The 17,790-nt window shown below is 62.8% G+C and carries 19 protein-coding genes and 2 pseudogenes; 14 read left to right on the forward strand and 7 right to left on the reverse strand.

The genetic code is table 11. The annotated features are described in order from the left end of the window. The first annotated feature begins 32 nt into the window (after positions 1-32). The gene (gene bhcD / locus ACZ1G0_RS06560; protein ID WP_472736211.1) at positions 33-998 is read left to right on the forward strand and encodes an iminosuccinate reductase BhcD; all 966 of its coding nucleotides are present in this window, start codon (positions 33-35) and stop codon (positions 996-998) included. Here the strand turns inward: bhcD and ACZ1G0_RS06565 are convergent. From ACZ1G0_RS06565 to ACZ1G0_RS06585, 5 genes are all read right to left on the reverse strand, one after another. Then, entirely contained in the window at positions 995-1,351 is a 357-nt protein-coding gene (locus ACZ1G0_RS06565; protein WP_472736212.1) for a hypothetical protein, read from the reverse strand. The genes bhcD and ACZ1G0_RS06565 overlap by 4 nt on opposite strands. A gap of 23 nt (positions 1,352-1,374) precedes the next feature. Then, positions 1,375-2,367: an endonuclease/exonuclease/phosphatase family protein gene (locus tag ACZ1G0_RS06570; protein WP_472736213.1), complete on the reverse strand. Its 993-nt coding sequence runs from the start codon at positions 2,365-2,367 to the stop codon at positions 1,375-1,377. 1 nt (position 2,368) lies between these two features. After that, on the reverse strand, positions 2,369-3,049 hold the full coding sequence (locus ACZ1G0_RS06575; RefSeq protein WP_472736214.1) for a TerB family tellurite resistance protein: 681 nt from the start codon (positions 3,047-3,049) through the stop codon (positions 2,369-2,371). Positions 3,050-3,125: 76 nt separating this feature from the next. After that, positions 3,126-3,614: a GNAT family N-acetyltransferase gene (locus ACZ1G0_RS06580; protein WP_472736215.1), complete on the reverse strand. Its 489-nt coding sequence runs from the start codon at positions 3,612-3,614 to the stop codon at positions 3,126-3,128. Then, positions 3,611-4,201, reverse strand: coding sequence for a VOC family protein (locus ACZ1G0_RS06585; RefSeq protein ID WP_472736216.1), 591 nt, complete (start codon positions 4,199-4,201; stop codon positions 3,611-3,613). The genes ACZ1G0_RS06580 and ACZ1G0_RS06585 overlap by 4 nt, the downstream gene beginning before the upstream one ends. Positions 4,202-4,287: 86 nt before the next feature. Here ACZ1G0_RS06585 and ACZ1G0_RS06590 point away from each other — a divergent pair, with 86 nt between their 5' ends. The 5 genes and pseudogenes from ACZ1G0_RS06590 (at position 4,288) to ACZ1G0_RS06610 (ending at position 8,837) form a co-directional block, all read left to right on the forward strand. Then, positions 4,288-4,839, forward strand: coding sequence for a 5-formyltetrahydrofolate cyclo-ligase (locus tag ACZ1G0_RS06590; RefSeq protein WP_472736217.1), 552 nt, complete (start codon positions 4,288-4,290; stop codon positions 4,837-4,839). A gap of 39 nt (positions 4,840-4,878) precedes the next feature. Beyond that, positions 4,879-5,697 (forward strand): TIGR00282 family metallophosphoesterase, encoded by an 819-nt coding sequence (locus tag ACZ1G0_RS06595; protein ID WP_472736218.1) that lies wholly within the window; start codon positions 4,879-4,881, stop codon positions 5,695-5,697. Further along, positions 5,697-6,602, forward strand: coding sequence for a DMT family transporter (locus ACZ1G0_RS06600; RefSeq protein WP_472736219.1), 906 nt, complete (start codon positions 5,697-5,699; stop codon positions 6,600-6,602). Before ACZ1G0_RS06595 ends, ACZ1G0_RS06600 begins: the two co-directional genes overlap by 1 nt. A gap of 15 nt (positions 6,603-6,617) precedes the next feature. Further along, positions 6,618-8,400: pseudogene (locus ACZ1G0_RS06605) on the forward strand (SLC13 family permease). Positions 8,401-8,411: 11 nt separating this feature from the next. Next, entirely contained in the window at positions 8,412-8,837 is a 426-nt protein-coding gene (locus ACZ1G0_RS06610; protein WP_472736220.1) for a hypothetical protein, read from the forward strand. 132 nt (positions 8,838-8,969) lie between these two features. Here the strand turns inward: ACZ1G0_RS06610 and ACZ1G0_RS06615 are convergent, their stop codons facing one another. After that, positions 8,970-10,748, reverse strand: a complete 1,779-nt coding sequence (locus ACZ1G0_RS06615; protein WP_472736221.1) for an SLC13 family permease — start codon at positions 10,746-10,748, stop codon at positions 8,970-8,972. Between the two features lie 21 nt (positions 10,749-10,769). Here ACZ1G0_RS06615 and ACZ1G0_RS06620 point away from each other — a divergent pair, with 21 nt between their 5' ends. The 6 genes from ACZ1G0_RS06620 to grxD all read left to right on the forward strand — a co-directional run bounded on the left by ACZ1G0_RS06620 (position 10,770) and on the right by grxD (position 15,492). Then, a complete protein-coding gene (locus ACZ1G0_RS06620; RefSeq protein WP_472736222.1) occupies positions 10,770-11,336 on the forward strand; it encodes a YdeI/OmpD-associated family protein in 567 nt (188 codons plus the stop codon). 115 nt (positions 11,337-11,451) lie between these two features. Continuing rightward, positions 11,452-12,192, forward strand: a complete 741-nt coding sequence (locus ACZ1G0_RS06625) for a YebC/PmpR family DNA-binding transcriptional regulator (protein ID WP_472736223.1) — start codon at positions 11,452-11,454, stop codon at positions 12,190-12,192. Between the two features lie 152 nt (positions 12,193-12,344). After that, on the forward strand, positions 12,345-14,504 hold the full coding sequence (purL, locus tag ACZ1G0_RS06630; RefSeq protein WP_472736225.1) for a phosphoribosylformylglycinamidine synthase subunit PurL: 2,160 nt from the start codon (positions 12,345-12,347) through the stop codon (positions 14,502-14,504). Positions 14,505-14,631: 127 nt separating this feature from the next. Continuing rightward, positions 14,632-14,868 (forward strand): BolA family protein, encoded by a 237-nt coding sequence (locus tag ACZ1G0_RS06635; RefSeq protein ID WP_472736226.1) that lies wholly within the window; start codon positions 14,632-14,634, stop codon positions 14,866-14,868. Further along, on the forward strand, positions 14,868-15,137 hold the full coding sequence (locus ACZ1G0_RS06640; RefSeq protein ID WP_472736227.1) for a hypothetical protein: 270 nt from the start codon (positions 14,868-14,870) through the stop codon (positions 15,135-15,137). Before ACZ1G0_RS06635 ends, ACZ1G0_RS06640 begins: the two co-directional genes overlap by 1 nt. Continuing rightward, entirely contained in the window at positions 15,130-15,492 is a 363-nt protein-coding gene (grxD, locus tag ACZ1G0_RS06645; RefSeq protein ID WP_472736228.1) for a Grx4 family monothiol glutaredoxin, read from the forward strand. Before ACZ1G0_RS06640 ends, grxD begins: the two co-directional genes overlap by 8 nt. 76 nt (positions 15,493-15,568) lie before the next feature. On the opposite strand, the gene ACZ1G0_RS06650 is transcribed toward grxD, so the two are convergent. Further along, positions 15,569-16,015 carry a hypothetical protein gene (locus ACZ1G0_RS06650; protein WP_472736229.1) on the reverse strand — a complete coding sequence of 149 codons (447 nt, stop codon included), beginning with the start codon at positions 16,013-16,015 and terminating at the stop codon, positions 15,569-15,571. A 177-nt stretch (positions 16,016-16,192) separates the two neighbouring features. Between ACZ1G0_RS06650 and ACZ1G0_RS06655 the strand changes: the two genes are divergently transcribed. After that, the gene (locus ACZ1G0_RS06655) at positions 16,193-16,792 is read left to right on the forward strand and encodes a LysE/ArgO family amino acid transporter (RefSeq protein ID WP_472736230.1); all 600 of its coding nucleotides are present in this window, start codon (positions 16,193-16,195) and stop codon (positions 16,790-16,792) included. A gap of 62 nt (positions 16,793-16,854) precedes the next feature. Then, positions 16,855-17,690 (forward strand): annotated as a pseudogene (locus ACZ1G0_RS06660) (DMT family transporter). Positions 17,691-17,790 lie beyond the last annotated feature (100 nt).

The raw sequence follows: 17,790 nt of genomic DNA on the forward strand, positions 1-17,790 counted from the left end.
CGCCGCACCTCTCTTTCTAAGGAAATCATAAGATGTGGATTGTTCCAGAACGTGAGATTGCCGATCTCATGACCAGAGAAGCTGCGTTTGATGCAGTGGAAAAGGTCTTTGCCGCCATGGCCGCCGAAGATGCCTACAACTTCCCTGTCGTGCGCGAGGCGATTGGCCACGAAGACGCTCTTTATGGGTTCAAGGGCGGCTTTGATCGGGCGGGCCTGACGCTAGGTCTCAAGGCCGGGGGCTACTGGCCGAACAATCTGGAAAAGCGCGGGCTGATCAATCACCAGTCCACGGTGTTTCTGTTCGATCCCGACACAGGCAAGGCGTCGGCCATGGTGGGTGGCAACCTGCTGACGGCGTTGCGCACGGCGGCGGCGTCCTCTGTCTCGATCAAACATCTGGCCCGCGAGGACGCCAAGGTCATTGGCATGATCGGCGCAGGGCACCAAGCGACGTTCCAGCTGCGCGCCGCCCTAGAACAACGCAAGTTCGACAAGGTCGTCGGCTGGAACTATCACCCTGATATGCTGCCTAATATCGAAAAGGTCGCGGCCGAGGCGGGTGTCCCGTTTGAGGCGGTCGATCTGCCCGGCATGGCCGAGGCGGATGTCATCATTTCGATCACCTCTGCCTTTGCGCCGTCCCTGATGGCCGATCATGTCAGTCCCGGCACGCACATCGCCTGCATGGGCACCGACACCAAAGGTAAACAAGAGGTTGAGGCAGCCCTGTTACAACGGGCCAAAGTGTTTACCGATGAGGTGGCCCAGTCTGTCACCATCGGCGAGGCGCAGCATGCCATTGCCGAAGGCTTGATCGTTGAAAGCGACGTGGCCCAGGTGGGGGCCGTGATCAACGGCACCAACCCCGGTCGCACCTCGGCTGATGATATCACGCTGTTTGATGGGACTGGTGTCGGCCTGCAAGACTTGGCCGTCGCGGCCTCTGTCGTTGATCTGGCCATTGCCAAGGGCGTGGCCATCAAGGTCGACTTCTAAAGATCAATAGTGCCGTCGGGGTTTGCCTCGGCGGCCTCCTTGTCCATCTGCGGCTGCTTGCGACGTAGAATGATGTCCCCGTTTTCCAGCAGCTCAGGCGGGTGATAGGCGTTAAGTCCTTCAAAAGCCTCTCCCAATTCGGACCGTAGGTTTTCTACGAAGGGCCGAAGATCGTCGCCCAGATCCTCCATCTCGTCCAGGAAGGGTGCCAACTGGCCCATCAATCCTTCAAACAAGAGGCGGGACCCTTCGTTCAGTTTTTCGAGACCCTGATCTAAAGGATCGGCCTCCTGTGACGTGGCCGGGCTGGCCAATAGGGCGGCGAGGCAAAGGGCGACAGCAGTGTTCTTCATCTTCAAAACATGGGGGCGTCCCCCTAGATGTCAATTTCCACAAAAACGGGAAAGTGGTCCGAGGCGTCCAACAGGGCCTGTCGCAACGCCGGATCGTCAAAGCACGCCGGGTCGTCGAACGGGTGCCAAATCCGCCAAGTCGCACGCGGTCTGAGCTTCGGCGACACCATCACGAAGTCCAGCAAAGCGTTAAAATAGCGCTGCGTGTCGCGGTCATAAAAACGTGCGGTGGCAAATTGTACCGCGCCCGGACGGTGGGGGGCGGCGGCATGAGGATCAAAAAGGGGAATGTCATCGGGGCCGCCTGCCACGATCTCGACCCCGGACTTGCCAAAGAGCGCCTCAAACTCGTCCAGCCCGGGCCCATCGTTGAAATCGCCCAGCACGATCACGTCCTCGTCCGCCGCCAAATGGGCATTCACCCGGGCGCGCAACCAGATGCACTGTGCCAACTGCTTGCGTCTGTTGGCGATGGCAAGGCGGGTGGCGTCGGCGTCGTTCTGTGCGCCATAAACGGCCTTTGATTTCGCATGGACTCCGATGACGCGCAGGTCCCGACCCTTGTACGTCAGGGCCAATTCCAGCGGTGGCTTGGACCACGTGACCGGGTCAGGTTCTGCGTCCGTATCCAAGTCAATGGCAAAGGCCGTATCAAATCGCGGCGTGTCGGCTGTGTCCTTGGGATCGTGCCTGACGGTGATCACATCCGGGTCATAAAGGCAGGCAATCTCTTGCCGGGTGCCATTGGTAAAGCCCGTGATCGCCCGCCGGGCGCGGAGGCCCGCAAAACGCGCAAAGGTCTGCAGCGCGTCCGTCGTCGTGCGGCGCTCCGTGGTGTCCGGTGCCTCGATCACCATGATAGCATCTGCATCTAAAGCATGAAGAACGGTCTTTATAGCATTGATTTGTTGTGATTTAATTATCCCATGACGCCGTGACCATGCGTCCGACATCGCAAGGCCAGTCTCGTCAAACAGCGCGTTGAACCACTCCACGTTATAGGTCGCAATCCGCATGTCAGGGGTGCTTGGCCTGAATGTTTTCCCATGCGCGGTTGATTGCGATCAGGCGTTTTTCGGCCAGCTTCACGGCCTCCTCGGGCAGGCCACGGGCCATCATGGCATCGGGGTGCGTGTCGCGGACAAGGGTGCGCCACGACTTACGGATTGTGTCGAGGTCATCTTCGGGGCTGACGCCCAACACGTCGTAGCAATCCATTTCAGTGCCGGGGACAAAGCGCGCGCGCATGGCCCGAAACTCCCGGTCAGACAGTCCAAAGATCTGGGCCACCTGATGCAGAAAGTCGTCTTCCTTGGGGTGGTAGATTCCGTCAGCCAGCGCGATATGAAACAGCCCGTCCAGCAGGTCGCGCAGAGTGTCGGATGTCCCCTCGAACATGGCGGCGATCTGGCGGGCGTAGGCGTCGAATCCGGCCACGTCCGTGCGCGCCATGTTGAAGACGCGCGCGGCGTTGTCGGTTTGCGCATCAGGGATGGTAAAGACCTCGCGGAAGGCGGCGACTTCGTCCCGCGTGACCTCTCCGTCCGCCTTGGCCATTTTCGCGCCAAGGGCGATGACGGCAATTGTGAACGCGATGGAGCGTTCGGGGGGCGTGGACAGGCGGGCGAGCACGTCACGGATCGACTCGCCCTTGGTCAGGGCGGCGAGGGCGTCAGCGATGCGGGACCAAATGGACATGGGGCGCAGTATGGACCGGTGCGAGGTGAGGGGCCAGCCCCTGCCGCGCCCAGAGGGGATGTGTGGATCAATGCGGTTAGGGGTGGGGACGGTCGTCCAGGCGTTTGACCATCAGGATCAGGTCCTGCCATTGGCCTGCTTTCTGGCCGACCTGGGGCAGGGTGCCCGCGTGGGTGAACCCAAGGCTGGTGTGAAACGCAACGGCGGGCGGGTTGGCGGCCGAGATGCCTGCGACCATGGTGTGAAAACCGGCCTGCGCGGCGTGTGCGATCAGGGCCTGCATCAGGGCGCGGCCTGTCCCTTTACGTTCGGTGCCGGGAGCCAGCGCGATGGAGTGTTCGATGCAAGATGCATAGCCCTCGCCGCTGCGAAAAGGCCCCCATGTGGCGTAGCCTATGACCGCGCCTGCGTCGTCAGCCACAAGGACAGGGGCCGCCTGTAGCATGGCGTGGATGTCTGCCTCGGTGCGGTGCAGGCTGCGGAAGGTGACGTCCGGGCGGTCCACCACGGCGTTGATTATGGCGCAAATCGCGGGCACGTCGGTGGCGGTGGCCGGGCGGATCACAGGCTGCGCTGCCCGGTTGGAGTGTCGAACGTGGCCGAAAGGCCGGGTGGACCCGCGACGATCCGAACCCTTGGATCCGGCAGGGGGAGAGCGTTCAGCAGGTCCGCCGCTTGCGGGTGGTGGACCGTCAGTGTGCTCAGGGTCACGCCACTGGCGGGCAGTTTCGGTGGGTCCGTGTCCCATGACAGGATCGCAGGGTGCACATCGTCGAACGGCAGGCGACCTGTGGCCGGTATCGCAAAGCGCCAGCGCAGGTGGGCGCGGGACAGGGCCTTGGGCGTGCCGATGGCGGGCAGGGCTGCCACGGCAGCGGGCAGGTCGTCGGTGCGGCAGGCCCAGTGGGACAGGCGCGGTTCCGTTGGGCCGCTGTCCAGATCGAACCAGCGTTTGATCCCCGGGTCGGTGCCACCGGGCTGGATCGCAATGACCTCGATGTAGATGTCCCCAAGCCCCAGTAAGCGGTTGTGGGTGCCCATGTCCAAGTGCTGACCTCCGGGGCCAAAGGGCACGCCAAGGGCGGCTTCGGCCCAAGCGGTGCCCGTGTCCAGATCGGGGGCGGTGATGACGAGGTGATCGAGCGTGTACATGGTGCCAGACAACACCAGCGGGTCAAGGTGGGCAAGGGGTGGTGTGGGGCGTTGTGTCCGGGCGGGCGGCGCGGTAGCGGTTGTCCATGGATATGACAGACCACAAGGCGCAGCTGCGCAAGGCCGCGTTTGCCGCACGCAAACAGGCCCATGTTGCCGGGCTGGATGCGGCAGCGCAGACGCGGCTGTTGGATTGGATCGGGCCTATGACGGGGCAGGTCATTGCGGGTTACATGCCGATCCGGACCGAAGTGTCGCCCCTGCCTGTGATGGAGGCCTTGGCCGCTAGCAACCGCATCTGTGTCCCGGTGATTGATGCGGCGGGCGCGCCCCTGCGCTTTGCCCTGTGGACACCCGGCTGTGAGATGCAGGCCGGGCCGTTCGGTGCCGCCGTCCCGCGCGATCCGCAGTTCGTCACACCTGATCTGATCATCGCGCCCTTGGTTGCCTTTGACAAAACCCGTGCCCGGTTGGGGTATGGCGGGGGGTTCTACGACCGCACACTAGAGGGGCTGCGCGCCCGTGGCCCGGTGCGCGCAGTCGGCTTTGCCTATGATGCGCAAGAACTGGCCCAAGTGCCGCAGGAACCGACGGACCAACCCCTTGATGCGCTGGTGACCGAGACCCGCGTGCTTTAGTCCCTTGCGGCCCGCGCGCCGCTGGCCTAGCGAAGCGGGATGAAACTGCTTTTTCTAGGTGATGTGATGGGGCGCGCCGGGCGTGCGGCCATCGTGGAACAGGTGCCCCGTCTGCGCGCGGCGTGGGGTCTGGATTTCGTCGTGGTCAATGGCGAGAACGCGACCTCGGGCGCGGGGCTGAGTGCGTCCCACGCCAAGAGCCTGTTGGAGGCCGGTGTGGACGTGCTGACCCTTGGGGACCACGCCTTTGACCAGCGCGACATGATGCAAGCGATTGATGGGGAGCCGCGCATCCTGCGGCCGCTCAACTTTGCCAAGAACGCGCCGGGGCGTGGGCACCGGATTTTCACTGTGGGCGGGCGCAAGGTGTTGGTGATGCAGGTGCTGGGTCAGGTCTTTATGAAACGGCCCTTCGACGATCCGTTCAGCGCATTGGATCAGGTGTTGAACACCCACCGCTTGGGCGCCGCCGTGCAAGCCACGATTATTGATGTCCACGCCGAGGCCACGTCCGAGAAGATGGGCATGGGGCATTTCTGCGACGGGCGCGCGTCCATGGTGGTGGGCACGCACACCCATGTGCCCACGGGGGATGCGCAGATTCTGCCCGGCGGGACGGCGTTTCAGGCAGACGCGGGCATGTGCGGCGACTACAATTCCGTGATTGGGATGGACAAGGCCGAACCTTTGCGCCGTTTCGTAACTGGCATGGGCAAGGGGCGCTTTACTCCGGCAACGGAGGAGGCGACGGTGTCTGGCCTTTACGCCGAAACCGATGATCGTACGGGCAAGGCCAAGCGGGTCGAGATGGTGCGCGTGGGCGGACGATTGCAGTTTTCCGGGCCCGCACCCCTCTGATGCCGCTGCTGCTGGTGCTGATGGCCTGTGGGGCCGCTTGGGGCCTGTCGCAGCCTTTGGCAAAAATCGCCGTCAGCACGGGTTACGGTACGCTGGGTATACTGGTCTGGCAAAAGGCGATCATGGCCACCGTGCTGTGCGCGATACTGACCGTGCGGCGCAAGCCTCTGCCATTTGTGTGGCGGAACGTAAAATTCTACGCGGCGATTGCCCTGCTGGGGACGCTGCTACCCGGTCTGGCCAGCTACGAGGCGGCGCGGCATCTGCCTGCGGGCATCATCTCGATCCTTCTGTCGACCGTGCCCATGGTGGCCCTGCCCATCGCCATCGTCCTGGGGATGGAGCGGCCAGAGCTGCGCCGCCTGTTGGGCCTTGGGCTTGGCTTTTGCGGCGTGCTGCTGATCGTGGGCCCAGAGGCAAGCCTGCCGGATCGTGCCCTGCTGGCCGTCATCCCCATCGCCCTGATCGCGCCGCTGTTTTACGGGTTCGAGGGGAACTTTGTCGCCAAGTGGGGCACGGGAGGCGTGGACGCGGTGACCTTGCTGGCGGGCGCGTCCGTGGTGGGGTTGATCCTGGTGCTGCCCGTGGCCCTGATCGCGGGCCAGTGGATCACGCCGACGATGGCCGCGCCGGATCTGGCTCTGCTCGGATCCTCTCTGCTTCACGCCTTTGCCTATGTCACCTACGTCTGGCTTGTGGGTCGGGCGGGCAGCGTGTTTGCGGCGCAGGTCAGCTACTTTGTCACCGGGTTCGGCGTAATCTGGGCAATGATCCTGCTGGGAGAGCGGTTCGGGTGGAGCGTCTGGGCCGCGCTCGTCGTGATGTTGGCAGGCGTCGCGCTGGTGCAGCCGCGCCCGAAATCCGTGCTTGCGCCACACGCCCGCCCGCAGGACAGTAACCTGTAACCAAAGGCACCGCCCATGGACCTGATCGCGCAACTGATCCCACAAGACGCCCACGCCATCGTCGCCCTTGCCACGGTGGGGGTGATGTTTGCCCTGTTCCTGCGTGAGGTTTTCCCGGCCGAGGTTACGGCGATCCTTGGCGTCAGCGTCCTGTTGATCACGGGCGTGCTGCCATACGACGCCGCTGTGGCCGTTCTGTCCAACCCGGCCCCCTGGACCATCGCCGCGATGTTCATCGTCATGGGGGCCTTGGTGCGGACGGGGGCCCTTGAATGGTTCACAGGCTATGCGGAACGGCAGGCCGATATCTCGCCCCGCCGGGCCATTGCCGCGCTGATGGGGTTTGTGGTGGTGGCCAGTGCCTTTGTGTCCAACACCCCCGTTGTCGTCGTGATGATCCCGGTGTTTGTGCAACTGGCGCGCAAGCTGGGAACGGTGCCGTCCAAGATGCTGATCCCGCTGTCCTATGCCGCAATTCTGGGGGGCACTCTGACCTTGATCGGGACCTCGACAAACCTGCTGGTGGACGGCGTCGCCCGGGCCGAAGGCTTGGGGGCGTTTACAATCTTTGAAGTGACGCCTTTGGCCGTGGTCCTTGTGGCGTGGGGGATGGCGTACCTGTACTTTGTTGCGCCCCGGCTGTTGCCTGAACGCGCGTCCATGGCGGCGATGCTGGGGGGACCGGTCCCGGATGAAGTTTTTACCGAGGCCGTGATCCCCCCGAAAGCAACCTTGTGGGCCGCGACGTGCTGGGGGTGCAGCTGTTCAAACGCGAAGGCGTGCGCCTGATCGACGTGATCCGTGGGGATGCGTCTTTGCGCCGGAACCTTTCGGGCGTGACTCTGCAAGTGGGCGACCGGGTCGTGCTGCGCACCCCGATGGCAGAGCTGTTGACCCTGCAACGCACAAAATCCCTGAAGCGTTTGGATCAGGTGGATGCCAAAGAGACCACGACCGTGGAGGTCCTGATCTCCCCGGGTGCGCGTATGGTGGGCCAGAAGCTGGGCCGTTTGCGGCTGCGGCGGCGCTATGGCGTTTATCCGCTGGCCGTGCATCGGCGGAACCAGAACATCGGACAGCAGTTGGATGATCTGGTGGTGCGCCTGGGCGACACCCTATTGATCGAAGGCGCGCCAGATGACATCGCGCGGCTGGCCGCAGACATGAACCTTGTGAACGTGGCCAAGCCTGAGGCGAAGGCCTATCGTCGGGAAATGGCCTGGGTGCCTGTGGTGGCCATGGCCGCCTTGGTCGTGCTGGCCGCCCTTGGGGTGGCGCCGATCTTCTTGTTGGCGGTCTTGGCGGTGGCCATTGTTCTGGGCACCCGCTGTATTGATGCGGAAGAGGCCTTTGGTTTTGTGGAGGGGCGCCTGCTGGCCCTGATCTTTGCAATGCTGGCCATTGGGGCGGCCCTGCAAGCCTCGGGCGCGGTGTCGCTGATCGTGGGGGCGGTGGCCCCCTATCTGGCCGGGCTGCCGCCGTTTTTGCTGGTCTGGGCGATCTATCTGCTGACCAGTGTTCTGACAGAGTTGGTGTCGAACAATGCCGTGGCCGTGGTGGTCACACCGATTGCCATTGGGCTGGCCATGTCACTGGGCATCGACCCGCGCCCCTTGGTGGTGGCGGTGATGGTGGCGGCCAGCGCATCCTTTGCCACCCCGATCGGATATCAGACCAACATGCTGGTCTACGGGCCCGGGGGTATCGGTTTACGGATTTCATGAAGGTGGGCATTCCGCTAAACCTGTCTGTAGGGATTCTGGCCAGCCTGCTGATCCCGCTGATTTGGACGTTTTGAAAGGACCCGCTATGCGCAAACTTTGGACCCTCGGTTTGGCCGTTGTTGTTGCGGGTTGTCAAAGCACCCTGACCCCCGTCGCTGTACAGCCTTCGGACAAGGCGCGGATCGCAGACGTGGAGATCCGAGTTGAGCAGATCAGCATTCAGATGACAGACGGCGCGCGCTGCGTGGCGAACCGGCCCGAGGGCGTGACCTCTGGCTGGTCCGGGGTGACGGACAACTGCGGCTATGCGTTGCCCTATGAGGTGATCTTCCGGCTGGGCAACACGAACCCCGCGCGGTTCTTGGTCGAAGAGAGTTTTGGCGTCGTCGGCGCAGACGGGGCCCTGCGCCCCCGGGCCGAGGTCTATGTGGTCGATGTGAACGGAGTGCGGCGCCAATTCATCTCGCCCTTGTCTGAAAGTGCCGTGATCCGGCCTGCCGGCGAAGTCTGACCAAAAGGCGCGGCTGCGCCGCACGACATGTTTTGTCTACTGCTTGCGCGGCCTCGGTTTCATTGCGAACGATCTGAGTGTTGCCCGAACGGGATTGGGTATTTTTGACCCAATGAAGCTGTGGCGTCTGCGCTAAAGTGGCCAGACCAGAAGGATCATGGGGATCGAGACCGCGACCACGATGATTTCCAGTGGCAGGCCCATGCGCCAGTAGTCGCTGAATTTGTAACCGCCCGGGCCGAGGATCAGGGTGTTGTTCTTGTGCCCGATCGGGGTCAGGAACGCGCAAGAGGCTGCGACGGCCACGGCCATCAGGAACGGATCCGGCGAGACGCCAAGGCTGTTTGCCATGGCGATCCCCACGGGGGCTGCGACGATGGCCGTGGCGGTGTTGTTCAGCACGTCCGACAGGGTCATGGTGACGACCATCAGAACCGTCAGGATGGCCCATGCAGGCAGTCCCTCGGTCAGGCCGATCAGTGATCCTGCGATCAGTTCGGTTCCGCCCGATTGCTGTAGCGCGGCCCCCAGCGGGATCATGGACCCCAAAAGGACCACCACGGGCCATTCGATCTTGTTGTAGATTTCCTGCAAGGGGACGACGCCCATGGCGATGTAGCCGATGCAGACAACGCCCAAGGCCACAGGCAAGTAAACCAGACCCAGAGCTGCGAGGGCTACGGCCCCGGCGAACAGCGCGATTGCGGCCCATGTCTTTTTGTCTTGGGTCAACGCCAGCCCCCGATCGGCAAGGGGCAGGCAGCCCAGCCATTCGGTCACATCGTCGGCGGTTTCCGTGGGTGCGAGCAGCAGCAGGATATCGCCCGGCTGGACTTCGGTCTTGCGCAGCAGTTTGGTGATCTTCGTGCCGCGCCGCGACAAGCCCATCAGCACGGTGCGCCGCCGCCAGCCCAGCCCGATGGATTGCGCGGTTTTGCCAGTGATGCGGCTTGTCTCGGTCGCGACGACTTCGATCAGGGTCAGGCCTTGGCCCTCTGCGTTCAGCAGGGTTTGGCGTTTAGGATCGGCAAAGTCGAGTTTCAGGGCCGTGCGGAATTCGTCCAGCGCCTCGGGTGTGGCTTCCAGCACGATGGCGTCTCCGGCCCGCAGCGCTACGTTGCGGGCGGTGCCAAAGCGGCGGTTGCCGTCCCGCACAAGACCCAGGATCGCCACGTCCACCTTTTCGGCATCGTCATAAAGGTCGCGCAGCCGTTGGCCCACCAGTTTGCTGCCCTCGGGCACGGTTAATTCTGCGATGTAGTCGGCCATGTCGCCCATGGGATCTGCTTGGTCGCCGCCCTCAGGCGTTGGGATCAGGCGCCAGCCGATGAGCGCCACGAACGCCAGCCCCACCAGCGCGGTGACCCCGCCCACAGGCGCAAAGTCGAACATGGCAAAGGGCTCACCCAGCATATCCTCGCGGATGCCTGCGATGATTATGTTGGGGGGCGTGCCGATCAGGGTCACCATGCCGCCGAGGATCGTGCAGAACGAAAGGGGCATCAGGGACAGGCCCGGCGCGCGGCTCGCCTTGCGTGCGGTGGCGATGTCCACGGGCATCAGCAGGGCGAGGGCCGCCACGTTGTTCATGAATGCCGACAGCACGCCGCCCACCGCGCCTAGTATTGCGATGTGCGCGCCCAGCTTGCGGCCTGTGTCGATCAGTGTCCGGGTGATCAGGATTACCGCACCCGAGCGGACCAACCCGGCCGAGACCACCAGCACCAGCGCCACGATGATTGTCGCAGGGTGGCCAAACCCCGAAAAGGCGTCACCTGTGGGCACGGCCCCCACCAATACGCCCAGCATCAGCGCCGTGAACGCCACCAGGTCATACCGGAAACGCCCCCACAGCAGCATGGCGAACACCCCACCGAACAGGGCAAACAACAGTGTCTGGTCTTGGGTCATGGGCGGCCTACCTGTTGGATCATGGCGACACCAAAGACCCATCCCTCCGTTGAAGTCCAGAGCGTGCAGGCGCTGTGGGAATGGCTTTCGGTGCACTATGCGAGTGATGGCGCGATCCTGATTACCTGGAAAGCGGCGCATCCGGACCGCTATGTCAGCCGCGATCAGGTGCTGGATGCGCTGGTCGCTCACGGTTGGATTGATGGGCGCAGGTTCACCGTGGACGCAGACCGCACGGCCCAGCTGATCACGCCGCGCCGGGTGCAGCATTGGTCGGCCAGCTACAAAGACCGCGCCGCGCGTCTGACGGCGGACGGTCGGATGGCGGCCCCCGGTCTTGCGTCCGTGGTGGAGGGGCAGGCGAATGGCCTTTGGGATTTCATGGCAGACGTAGACGCCTTGATCGTTCCCGAGGATCTGAACGTGGCTTTAGGGGATCTGCGCCCAGCGTGGGAGGCGATGGCCCCAAGCTACCGCCGCAATGTGCTGCGCTGGATCAAACTGGCCAAAACTGCGGCCACGCGCGCCAACCGCATTGCCAAGGCTGCATCAGCCACGCGGGCGGGGGAAAAGTTGCCGCAGATGTAGGGAATGCCCGGGGTGCAGGGTGATCTGCGGGACTTTCATGGGGGTGCGCCTTGCAGGGGGGCAGGCTCCTTCTGTATAGCAGGCCCAACACGCATTTACGAAATGGAGACGACCCATGGCAGGGCACTCAAAATGGGCCAACATCCAACACCGCAAAGGCCGCCAGGACAAGATCCGCGCCAAGCTGTTCTCGCGGTTCTCCAAGGAGATCACCGTGGCCGCCAAGATGGGCGACCCCGATCCCGACAAGAACCCGCGCCTGCGGCTTGCGGTCAAAGAAGCCAAGTCGAACTCCATGCCCAAGGACAACATCGAACGCGCGATCCAAAAGGCGATCGGCGGCGATGGTGAAAACTACGATGAGATCCGGTACGAAGGCTACGGCCCCGGCGGCGTGGCGATCATTGTGGAAACGATGACCGACAACAAGAACCGCACGGCATCCAACGTGCGCTCCACCTTTACCAAGAACGGCGGGAACCTTGGCGAAAGCGGCTCGGTTGCTTTCATGTTCGACCGTAAGGGGCAGGTGATCTATCCCGCGTCCGTGGGGGATGAGGACACCGTTATGATGGCCGCGCTGGAAGCGGGCGCCGAGGACGTGGAATCGGATGAGGAGTCCCATGTCATCTGGACCGAGGCAACCGACCTGAACGCCGTCTCTACCGCGTTAGAGGCTGATCTGGGCGAGGCGGAAAGCCAAAAGCTGGTCTGGAAACCCCAAACCACCACGCCTCTGGATCTGGAGGGCATGCAAAGCCTGATGAAACTGATCGACGCCCTCGAAGACGACGATGACGTGCAAAACGTCACCGCCAATTTTGAGGCGTCGGACGAGGTCATGGACCAGCTCTAGGCTTCATTGGGTCCAAAATACCCCGGGGGAGGCGCGCATGCGCCGGGGGCAGCGCCCCCACCCCCGCGGCGCGCGACAGCGCGGCGCAACACCTCACTTCCACCGACCGCCTGACCCGACTACACACTGCCCATGCCACCTTGGGGATAGACATGACCGAACCTGCCATCACACCCGACCTGATCGACGCCCATGGGCTCAAACCGGATGAATACGCCACCATCCTTGATATCATCGGGCGCGAACCGACCTTCACGGAACTCGGCATCTTTTCGGCCATGTGGAACGAGCATTGTTCCTACAAATCCTCCAAGCTGCATCTGCGTAAACTGCCCACCGATGGCCCTCAGGTGATCTGCGGTCCCGGTGAAAACGCCGGTGTCGTGGACATTGGGGACGGGCAGGCGGTGGTGTTCAAAATGGAAAGCCACAACCACCCCAGCTACATCGAGCCCTACCAAGGGGCCGCGACCGGTGTGGGTGGCATCCTGCGGGACGTCTTCACCATGGGCGCGCGCCCCATTGCGGCGATGAATGCGTTGTCGTTCGGGGAGAAAGACCACCCCAAGACGCGCCAACTGGTGCACGGCGTGGTCGAAGGCGTGGGCGGTTATGGCAACTGCTTTGGCGTGCCCACCGTGGGCGGCGAGGTGCGGTTCCACCCCGCCTACAATGGCAACTGTCTTGTGAACGCCTTTGCGGCCGGCTTGGCCGACGCGGACAAGATTTTTTATTCGGCGGCCAGCGGGGTCGGAATGCCCGTGGTCTATCTGGGGGCCAAGACGGGTCGGGACGGTGTCGGCGGGGCCACCATGGCCAGCGCAGAATTCGACGACACGATCGAGGACAAACGCCCCACGGTCCAAGTGGGCGACCCGTTCACTGAAAAACGCCTTATGGAGGCCACGCTGGAGCTGATGCAAACCGGCGCCGTGATCTCGATCCAGGATATGGGGGCGGCTGGCCTGACATGCTCAGCCGTGGAAATGGGCGACAAAGGCGGCCTTGGCGTGCGCCTTGATCTGGAACGCGTGCCCGTGCGTGAACAAGGCATGACCGCTTATGAAATGATGCTGTCGGAATCACAGGAGCGGATGCTGATGGTCCTGAAGCCCGAGTTGGAGGCGGAGGCCAAGGCGGTCTTCGACAAATGGGACCTCGATTTCGCCATCGTCGGCGAGACCATTGCCGAGGACCGTTTTCTGATCCTGCACAACGGCGAGGTGAAGGCCGACCTGCCCCTGTCGAAACTCGCCTCTACAGCGCCGGAATACGACCGGCCCTGGGTGCCGACACCCGCCGCCGATCCGCTGGACGACGTGCCGGGGATTGACCCCATCGACGGGCTGCGGGCGCTCTTGGCTTCCCCGAACTATGGTCATCGCGGCTGGGTGTTTGAACAATACGACACCCAGGTCATGGGCGACAGCGTGGTGACACCGGGGGCAGGCGCGGGCTTGATCCGGGTGCACGGAACCGACAAGGCCCTTGCCTTCACCGCGGACGTCACACCGCGCTATGTCAAGGCCAACCCCGTTGAGGGCGGCAAGCAGGCCGTGGCCGAGGCGTTCCGCAACCTTTGCGCCAAAGGGGCCAAGCCCTTGGCCACCACGGACAACCTGAACTTCGGCAACCCCGAAAAGCCCGAGATCATGGGCCAGCTTGTGGAGGCACTGGACGGGATCGGACAGGCCTGCATCGCGCTGGACATGCCCATCGTGTCGGGCAACGTCAGCCTGTACAATGAGACCGACGGGCAGGGCATCCTGCCCACACCGACCATCGGGGCCGTGGGCCTGTTGAACCATCTGGACGACGCGATCATCGGCGACGTGCGCGACGGTCACCTTGCGATCCTTGTGGGCGAGGGGGAGGGCCACCTTGGCCAATCTGCCCTGCTGGCCGAGGTGTTCAACCGTGAAGAGGGGGATGCCCCTGCCGTGGACCTGGTGGCTGAGCGCCGCAACGGCGATTTCATCCGCGACAACCACGCCATGATCAACGCCTGCACGGATCTGTCGGATGGTGGCCTTGCCATGGCCGCGTTCGAACTGGCCGAAGCGGCGGGCGTCGGTGTGATCTTGGACGCAGAGGACACGCCAACCCTGTTTGGCGAAGATCAGGCCCGCTACCTGATTGCCTGTTCCTTCGACAAGGCCGAGGAGTTGATGATCGCCGCGCACCAAGCGGGCGTGCCGATCGCCACAGTGGGCCGGTTCACCGGGGATATGGTATCCTTTGGGTCCGTCAGCGCCCCCTTGTCCGAACTCTCTGACGTGTACCGCAACAGCTTTGCCGGTCACTTCGCCTGACGGCGACCCGCCGGAGGGGCCAGCCCCTCCGGATCTCCCCGAGGTATTTGTCGCCCAAAGCAGGGGGTGGCCTTGTGAGGGGGGCAGTGGGGCGCTATGTTTTGTCCAAACCAGACGGAGACTGCCCATGCCCATGCAAGCCAACGAGATCGAGGCCCTTTTGCGCGAGAGTTTTCCCGACGCGGAAATCCAAGTCTCTGGCGATGATGGGGTGCACATGGCGGCCATGGTGGTCGATGCCAGCTTTGCGGGCAAGAACCGGGTGCAGCAACAACGCGCCGTCTATGCGGCCCTGAAGGGCAAGATGGATGGGGCCAACGGCGAGCTGCATGCACTGGCCCTGACCACCCGCGCGCCCACCTGATGTCGTTCTACGGGTTCATGGCTTTCGGGGGCGCGGTTGTGCTGATCCTGCTGGTGCTGCGCGCTATTCAGGCCGTGCACTATGAAACCAAGCGCACCCGAGGGGCCGAACCCGGCACAGGCTACGAAACGGTGGAGGTGGTCTATACCTCTGGCGGGGGCGGGGGCGGCGATACGGCCCGTTTCCACGTGCCCCGCGATCCCCAGGAATACGCCCGGGCCTTTGTGCCCCGGGACCACTCTTTCAAAAAGGAAGACAACGATGTCTGATGCAAAAACCCAAATCGAAGAAACGGTCAAATCCAACGACGTCGTGCTGTTCATGAAGGGCACCAAGACGATGCCCCAGTGCGGCTTTTCCAGCCGTGTGGCGGGTGTGCTGAATTTCATGGGGTTGGAGTACAAGGACGTAAACGTCCTAGCCGACGATGCGATCCGTCAGGGCATCAAGGACTATTCCGACTGGCCTACCATCCCCCAGCTTTACATCAAGGGGGAGTTCGTGGGCGGTTGTGACATCATCACCGAGATGACCCTCTCGGGGGAGTTGGACACGATGCTGGAGCAAAACGGCGTCGAATTTGACAAGGCAAAAGCCGACCAGATCCGCGAAGCAAACGCCTGATCTTTGATCTGGCTGATCCACACGCCGGGGGTGATATGCGTCGTTCCCGGCCTTTTTGCGCGTAAATTATGCGCAGTTAATCGGGAACGGTGATGTTGCGCCGGTCCGCTTCCCACATCAGCATGTTCAAACTGACAGTCTTGTATTCGTAGTCGCGCGAGTCTTTCCGTTTTTCGTCAATCGCAGACAGAATGGCAGCCTCGCTCATTCCACTGATCTTGGCGGCGTCGCTGTCAAAGTCCTGTCGGGTGAGTGTCTGTGGCACGAACGTGGTTCCGTCCGGCGTCGAGATCACCGCATCCGGCATTCCGATGCCGTCGCGCCAGAAATCTGACAGCGAGGTCGGCCCGAAGGACGCTTTGATAATGTCGTTGGATCGAAGTTGCGTTTCGATATCTGTCGATAGGTCCTTGGTGCCAGTGTTGATCACACCCATCGTGGCCAAACCCAAACCGACGAGCGCTGCCGTAAGAACAACCCAATCCACTGTCACCGCGCCACATTCATCTTTTAGGAAATGCATTTTAGCCTCCATTTTTTGCAGGCATATCCGAAAGATGAGGCACGATTGTGACGTGCGCGGGACGTTTGTTGGACCCAAACCCTGTGTTTTGGGGCGTTTGCCGCCCTTTGGGGACGATCTTTTGTTGGTCTTTGCGGGAACGACAGAGTAGGGCACGTAAAACACGTCCGAGGGCCCATGGACCACACCGCTTTCATCGCCGGCTTTTCCCTGAGCCTGTCCCTGATTTTGGCCATCGGGGCGCAGAATGCCTTTGTCCTGCGCCAAGGGATCATTGGCCAACACGTGGGCCCCGTGGTGGCGGTCTGTGCCCTGTCCGAGGTGATCTTGATCTCGGTGGGCGTCAGCAGCTTTGCCATTATGTCAGCGGCCTTGCCGTGGTTGGTGCCGGTGTTCAAATTTGGCGGTGCAGCCTTCCTGCTGGTTTACGGGGCGCAGTGTTTCCTGTCCGCGTGGCGGGGCGGGGCGCAGATGCAGGCAGCGGGCGAGGCTGGGTCATTGTGGGCCGCGCTGTCGACTGTAATGGCGATGACGTGGCTGAACCCCCATTGCTATCTGGATACGGTGATCCTGATCGGGTCCGTGTCCACGCAATACGCGGCCCCTTGGGTGTTCGGCGTTGGGGCTATGTCTGCCTCGATCCTGTTCTTTCTGATCCTCGGCTACGGCGCGCGGATCGTCCGCCCCCTGTTCGCCCAGCCCCGCGCGTGGCAAGTGCTGGACGCGGTGATGGGTGTGGTCATGTGGGCATTGGCCGGAAAACTGTTGTTGCTATAGCGCGCGGCGCCTGCCACCAACAGGCCATGACAGACCCACGCCCCCTTGCCGGAATTGGATGGATGCTGCTGACAGGGGTGCTCTTCGTGGCCGTGACCGCCGTGGTCAAACACGGCGCTCAGGACCTACCTGCGGCACAGGCGGCCTTCATGCGCTACCTACTGGGACTGGTGTTCCTGATCCCCGCTTTGCCCGCCTTGCGCGCGGCACATTTGGGCGCGCGGGAGTGGCGGCTGTTTTCCCTGCGCGGGGTGTTCCACACAGGCGCCGTGACCCTGTGGTTCTATGCCATGACCCAGATCCCGATCGCCGAGGTCACGGCGATGAACTACCTGAACCCGGTCTATGTCACCCTTGGGGCCGCGCTGTTCCTTGGGGAGCGGTTGGCGGCGCGGCGCTTGGCGGCCATCGGCTTTGCGCTGCTGGGGGCGTTCATCATCCTGCGCCCGGGGTTCCGAGAGATTGAGCCCGGCCACATTGCCATGATCTTCACGGCGATTCTGTTCGGGGGGTCTTACCTTTTAGCTAAGAAGATGAGTGGGGAGGTCCCGGCCTCGGTCGTGGTGGGCATGCTGTCGATCACGGTCACGGTGGGGCTGGCACCACTCGCCTTTGCGGTCTGGGTCCCCCCTCCGCGACGGAGTGGTTCTGGATGGCCATCGTCGCCTGCTTGGCCACCGCAGGACACTACACCATGACCCTTGCCTTTGCAGCCGCCCCGGTGTCCGTGACGCAGCCTGTGACCTTCCTGCAACTGGTCTGGTCTGTTCTGGTGGGCTGGGCCCTGTTCGACGAGGCCCCGGACATCTGGGTCATCACGGGTGGCACGGTGATTGTGGCCGCCGTCAGCTTTATCGCGTGGCGCGAATCCAAGTTGAAGCGGGCGGCCCAAAGCTGATTAACCAATCGTTCACGTTTGTTCTTGCACCGCTCAAAGGCCGGGCGGTACACTTACAATATGTTGAGGTATGTGCTGCTTTTTTTACTTTTTGTTGGAA

This window comes from Thalassobacter sp. HA4-2, assembly GCF_055693705.1.

Excerpts from the sequence above, each read along its gene's own strand:
- ACZ1G0_RS06620 (WP_472736222.1), top strand. The coding sequence starts at position 10,770 with ATGGCGACACCAAAGACCCATCCCTCCGTTGAAGTCCAGAGCGTGCAG.
- ACZ1G0_RS06635 (WP_472736226.1), top strand. The coding sequence starts at position 14,632 with ATGCCCATGCAAGCCAACGAGATCGAGGCCCTTTTGCGCGAGAGTTTT.
- bhcD (WP_472736211.1), top strand. The coding sequence starts at position 33 with ATGTGGATTGTTCCAGAACGTGAGATTGCCGATCTCATGACCAGAGAA.
- ACZ1G0_RS06600 (WP_472736219.1), top strand. The coding sequence starts at position 5,697 with ATGCCGCTGCTGCTGGTGCTGATGGCCTGTGGGGCCGCTTGGGGCCTG.
- ACZ1G0_RS06640 (WP_472736227.1), top strand. The coding sequence starts at position 14,868 with ATGTCGTTCTACGGGTTCATGGCTTTCGGGGGCGCGGTTGTGCTGATC.
- ACZ1G0_RS06615 (WP_472736221.1), bottom strand. The coding sequence starts at position 10,748 with ATGACCCAAGACCAGACACTGTTGTTTGCCCTGTTCGGTGGGGTGTTC.
- ACZ1G0_RS06595 (WP_472736218.1), top strand. The coding sequence starts at position 4,879 with ATGAAACTGCTTTTTCTAGGTGATGTGATGGGGCGCGCCGGGCGTGCG.
- ACZ1G0_RS06570 (WP_472736213.1), bottom strand. The coding sequence starts at position 2,367 with ATGCGGATTGCGACCTATAACGTGGAGTGGTTCAACGCGCTGTTTGAC.
- ACZ1G0_RS06565 (WP_472736212.1), bottom strand. The coding sequence starts at position 1,351 with ATGAAGAACACTGCTGTCGCCCTTTGCCTCGCCGCCCTATTGGCCAGC.
- ACZ1G0_RS06610 (WP_472736220.1), top strand. The coding sequence starts at position 8,412 with ATGCGCAAACTTTGGACCCTCGGTTTGGCCGTTGTTGTTGCGGGTTGT.
- grxD (WP_472736228.1), top strand. The coding sequence starts at position 15,130 with ATGTCTGATGCAAAAACCCAAATCGAAGAAACGGTCAAATCCAACGAC.
- ACZ1G0_RS06575 (WP_472736214.1), bottom strand. The coding sequence starts at position 3,049 with ATGTCCATTTGGTCCCGCATCGCTGACGCCCTCGCCGCCCTGACCAAG.
- ACZ1G0_RS06655 (WP_472736230.1), top strand. The coding sequence starts at position 16,193 with ATGGACCACACCGCTTTCATCGCCGGCTTTTCCCTGAGCCTGTCCCTG.
- purL (WP_472736225.1), top strand. The coding sequence starts at position 12,345 with ATGACCGAACCTGCCATCACACCCGACCTGATCGACGCCCATGGGCTC.
- ACZ1G0_RS06625 (WP_472736223.1), top strand. The coding sequence starts at position 11,452 with ATGGCAGGGCACTCAAAATGGGCCAACATCCAACACCGCAAAGGCCGC.
- ACZ1G0_RS06650 (WP_472736229.1), bottom strand. The coding sequence starts at position 16,015 with ATGCATTTCCTAAAAGATGAATGTGGCGCGGTGACAGTGGATTGGGTT.
- ACZ1G0_RS06585 (WP_472736216.1), bottom strand. The coding sequence starts at position 4,201 with ATGTACACGCTCGATCACCTCGTCATCACCGCCCCCGATCTGGACACG.
- ACZ1G0_RS06590 (WP_472736217.1), top strand. The coding sequence starts at position 4,288 with ATGGATATGACAGACCACAAGGCGCAGCTGCGCAAGGCCGCGTTTGCC.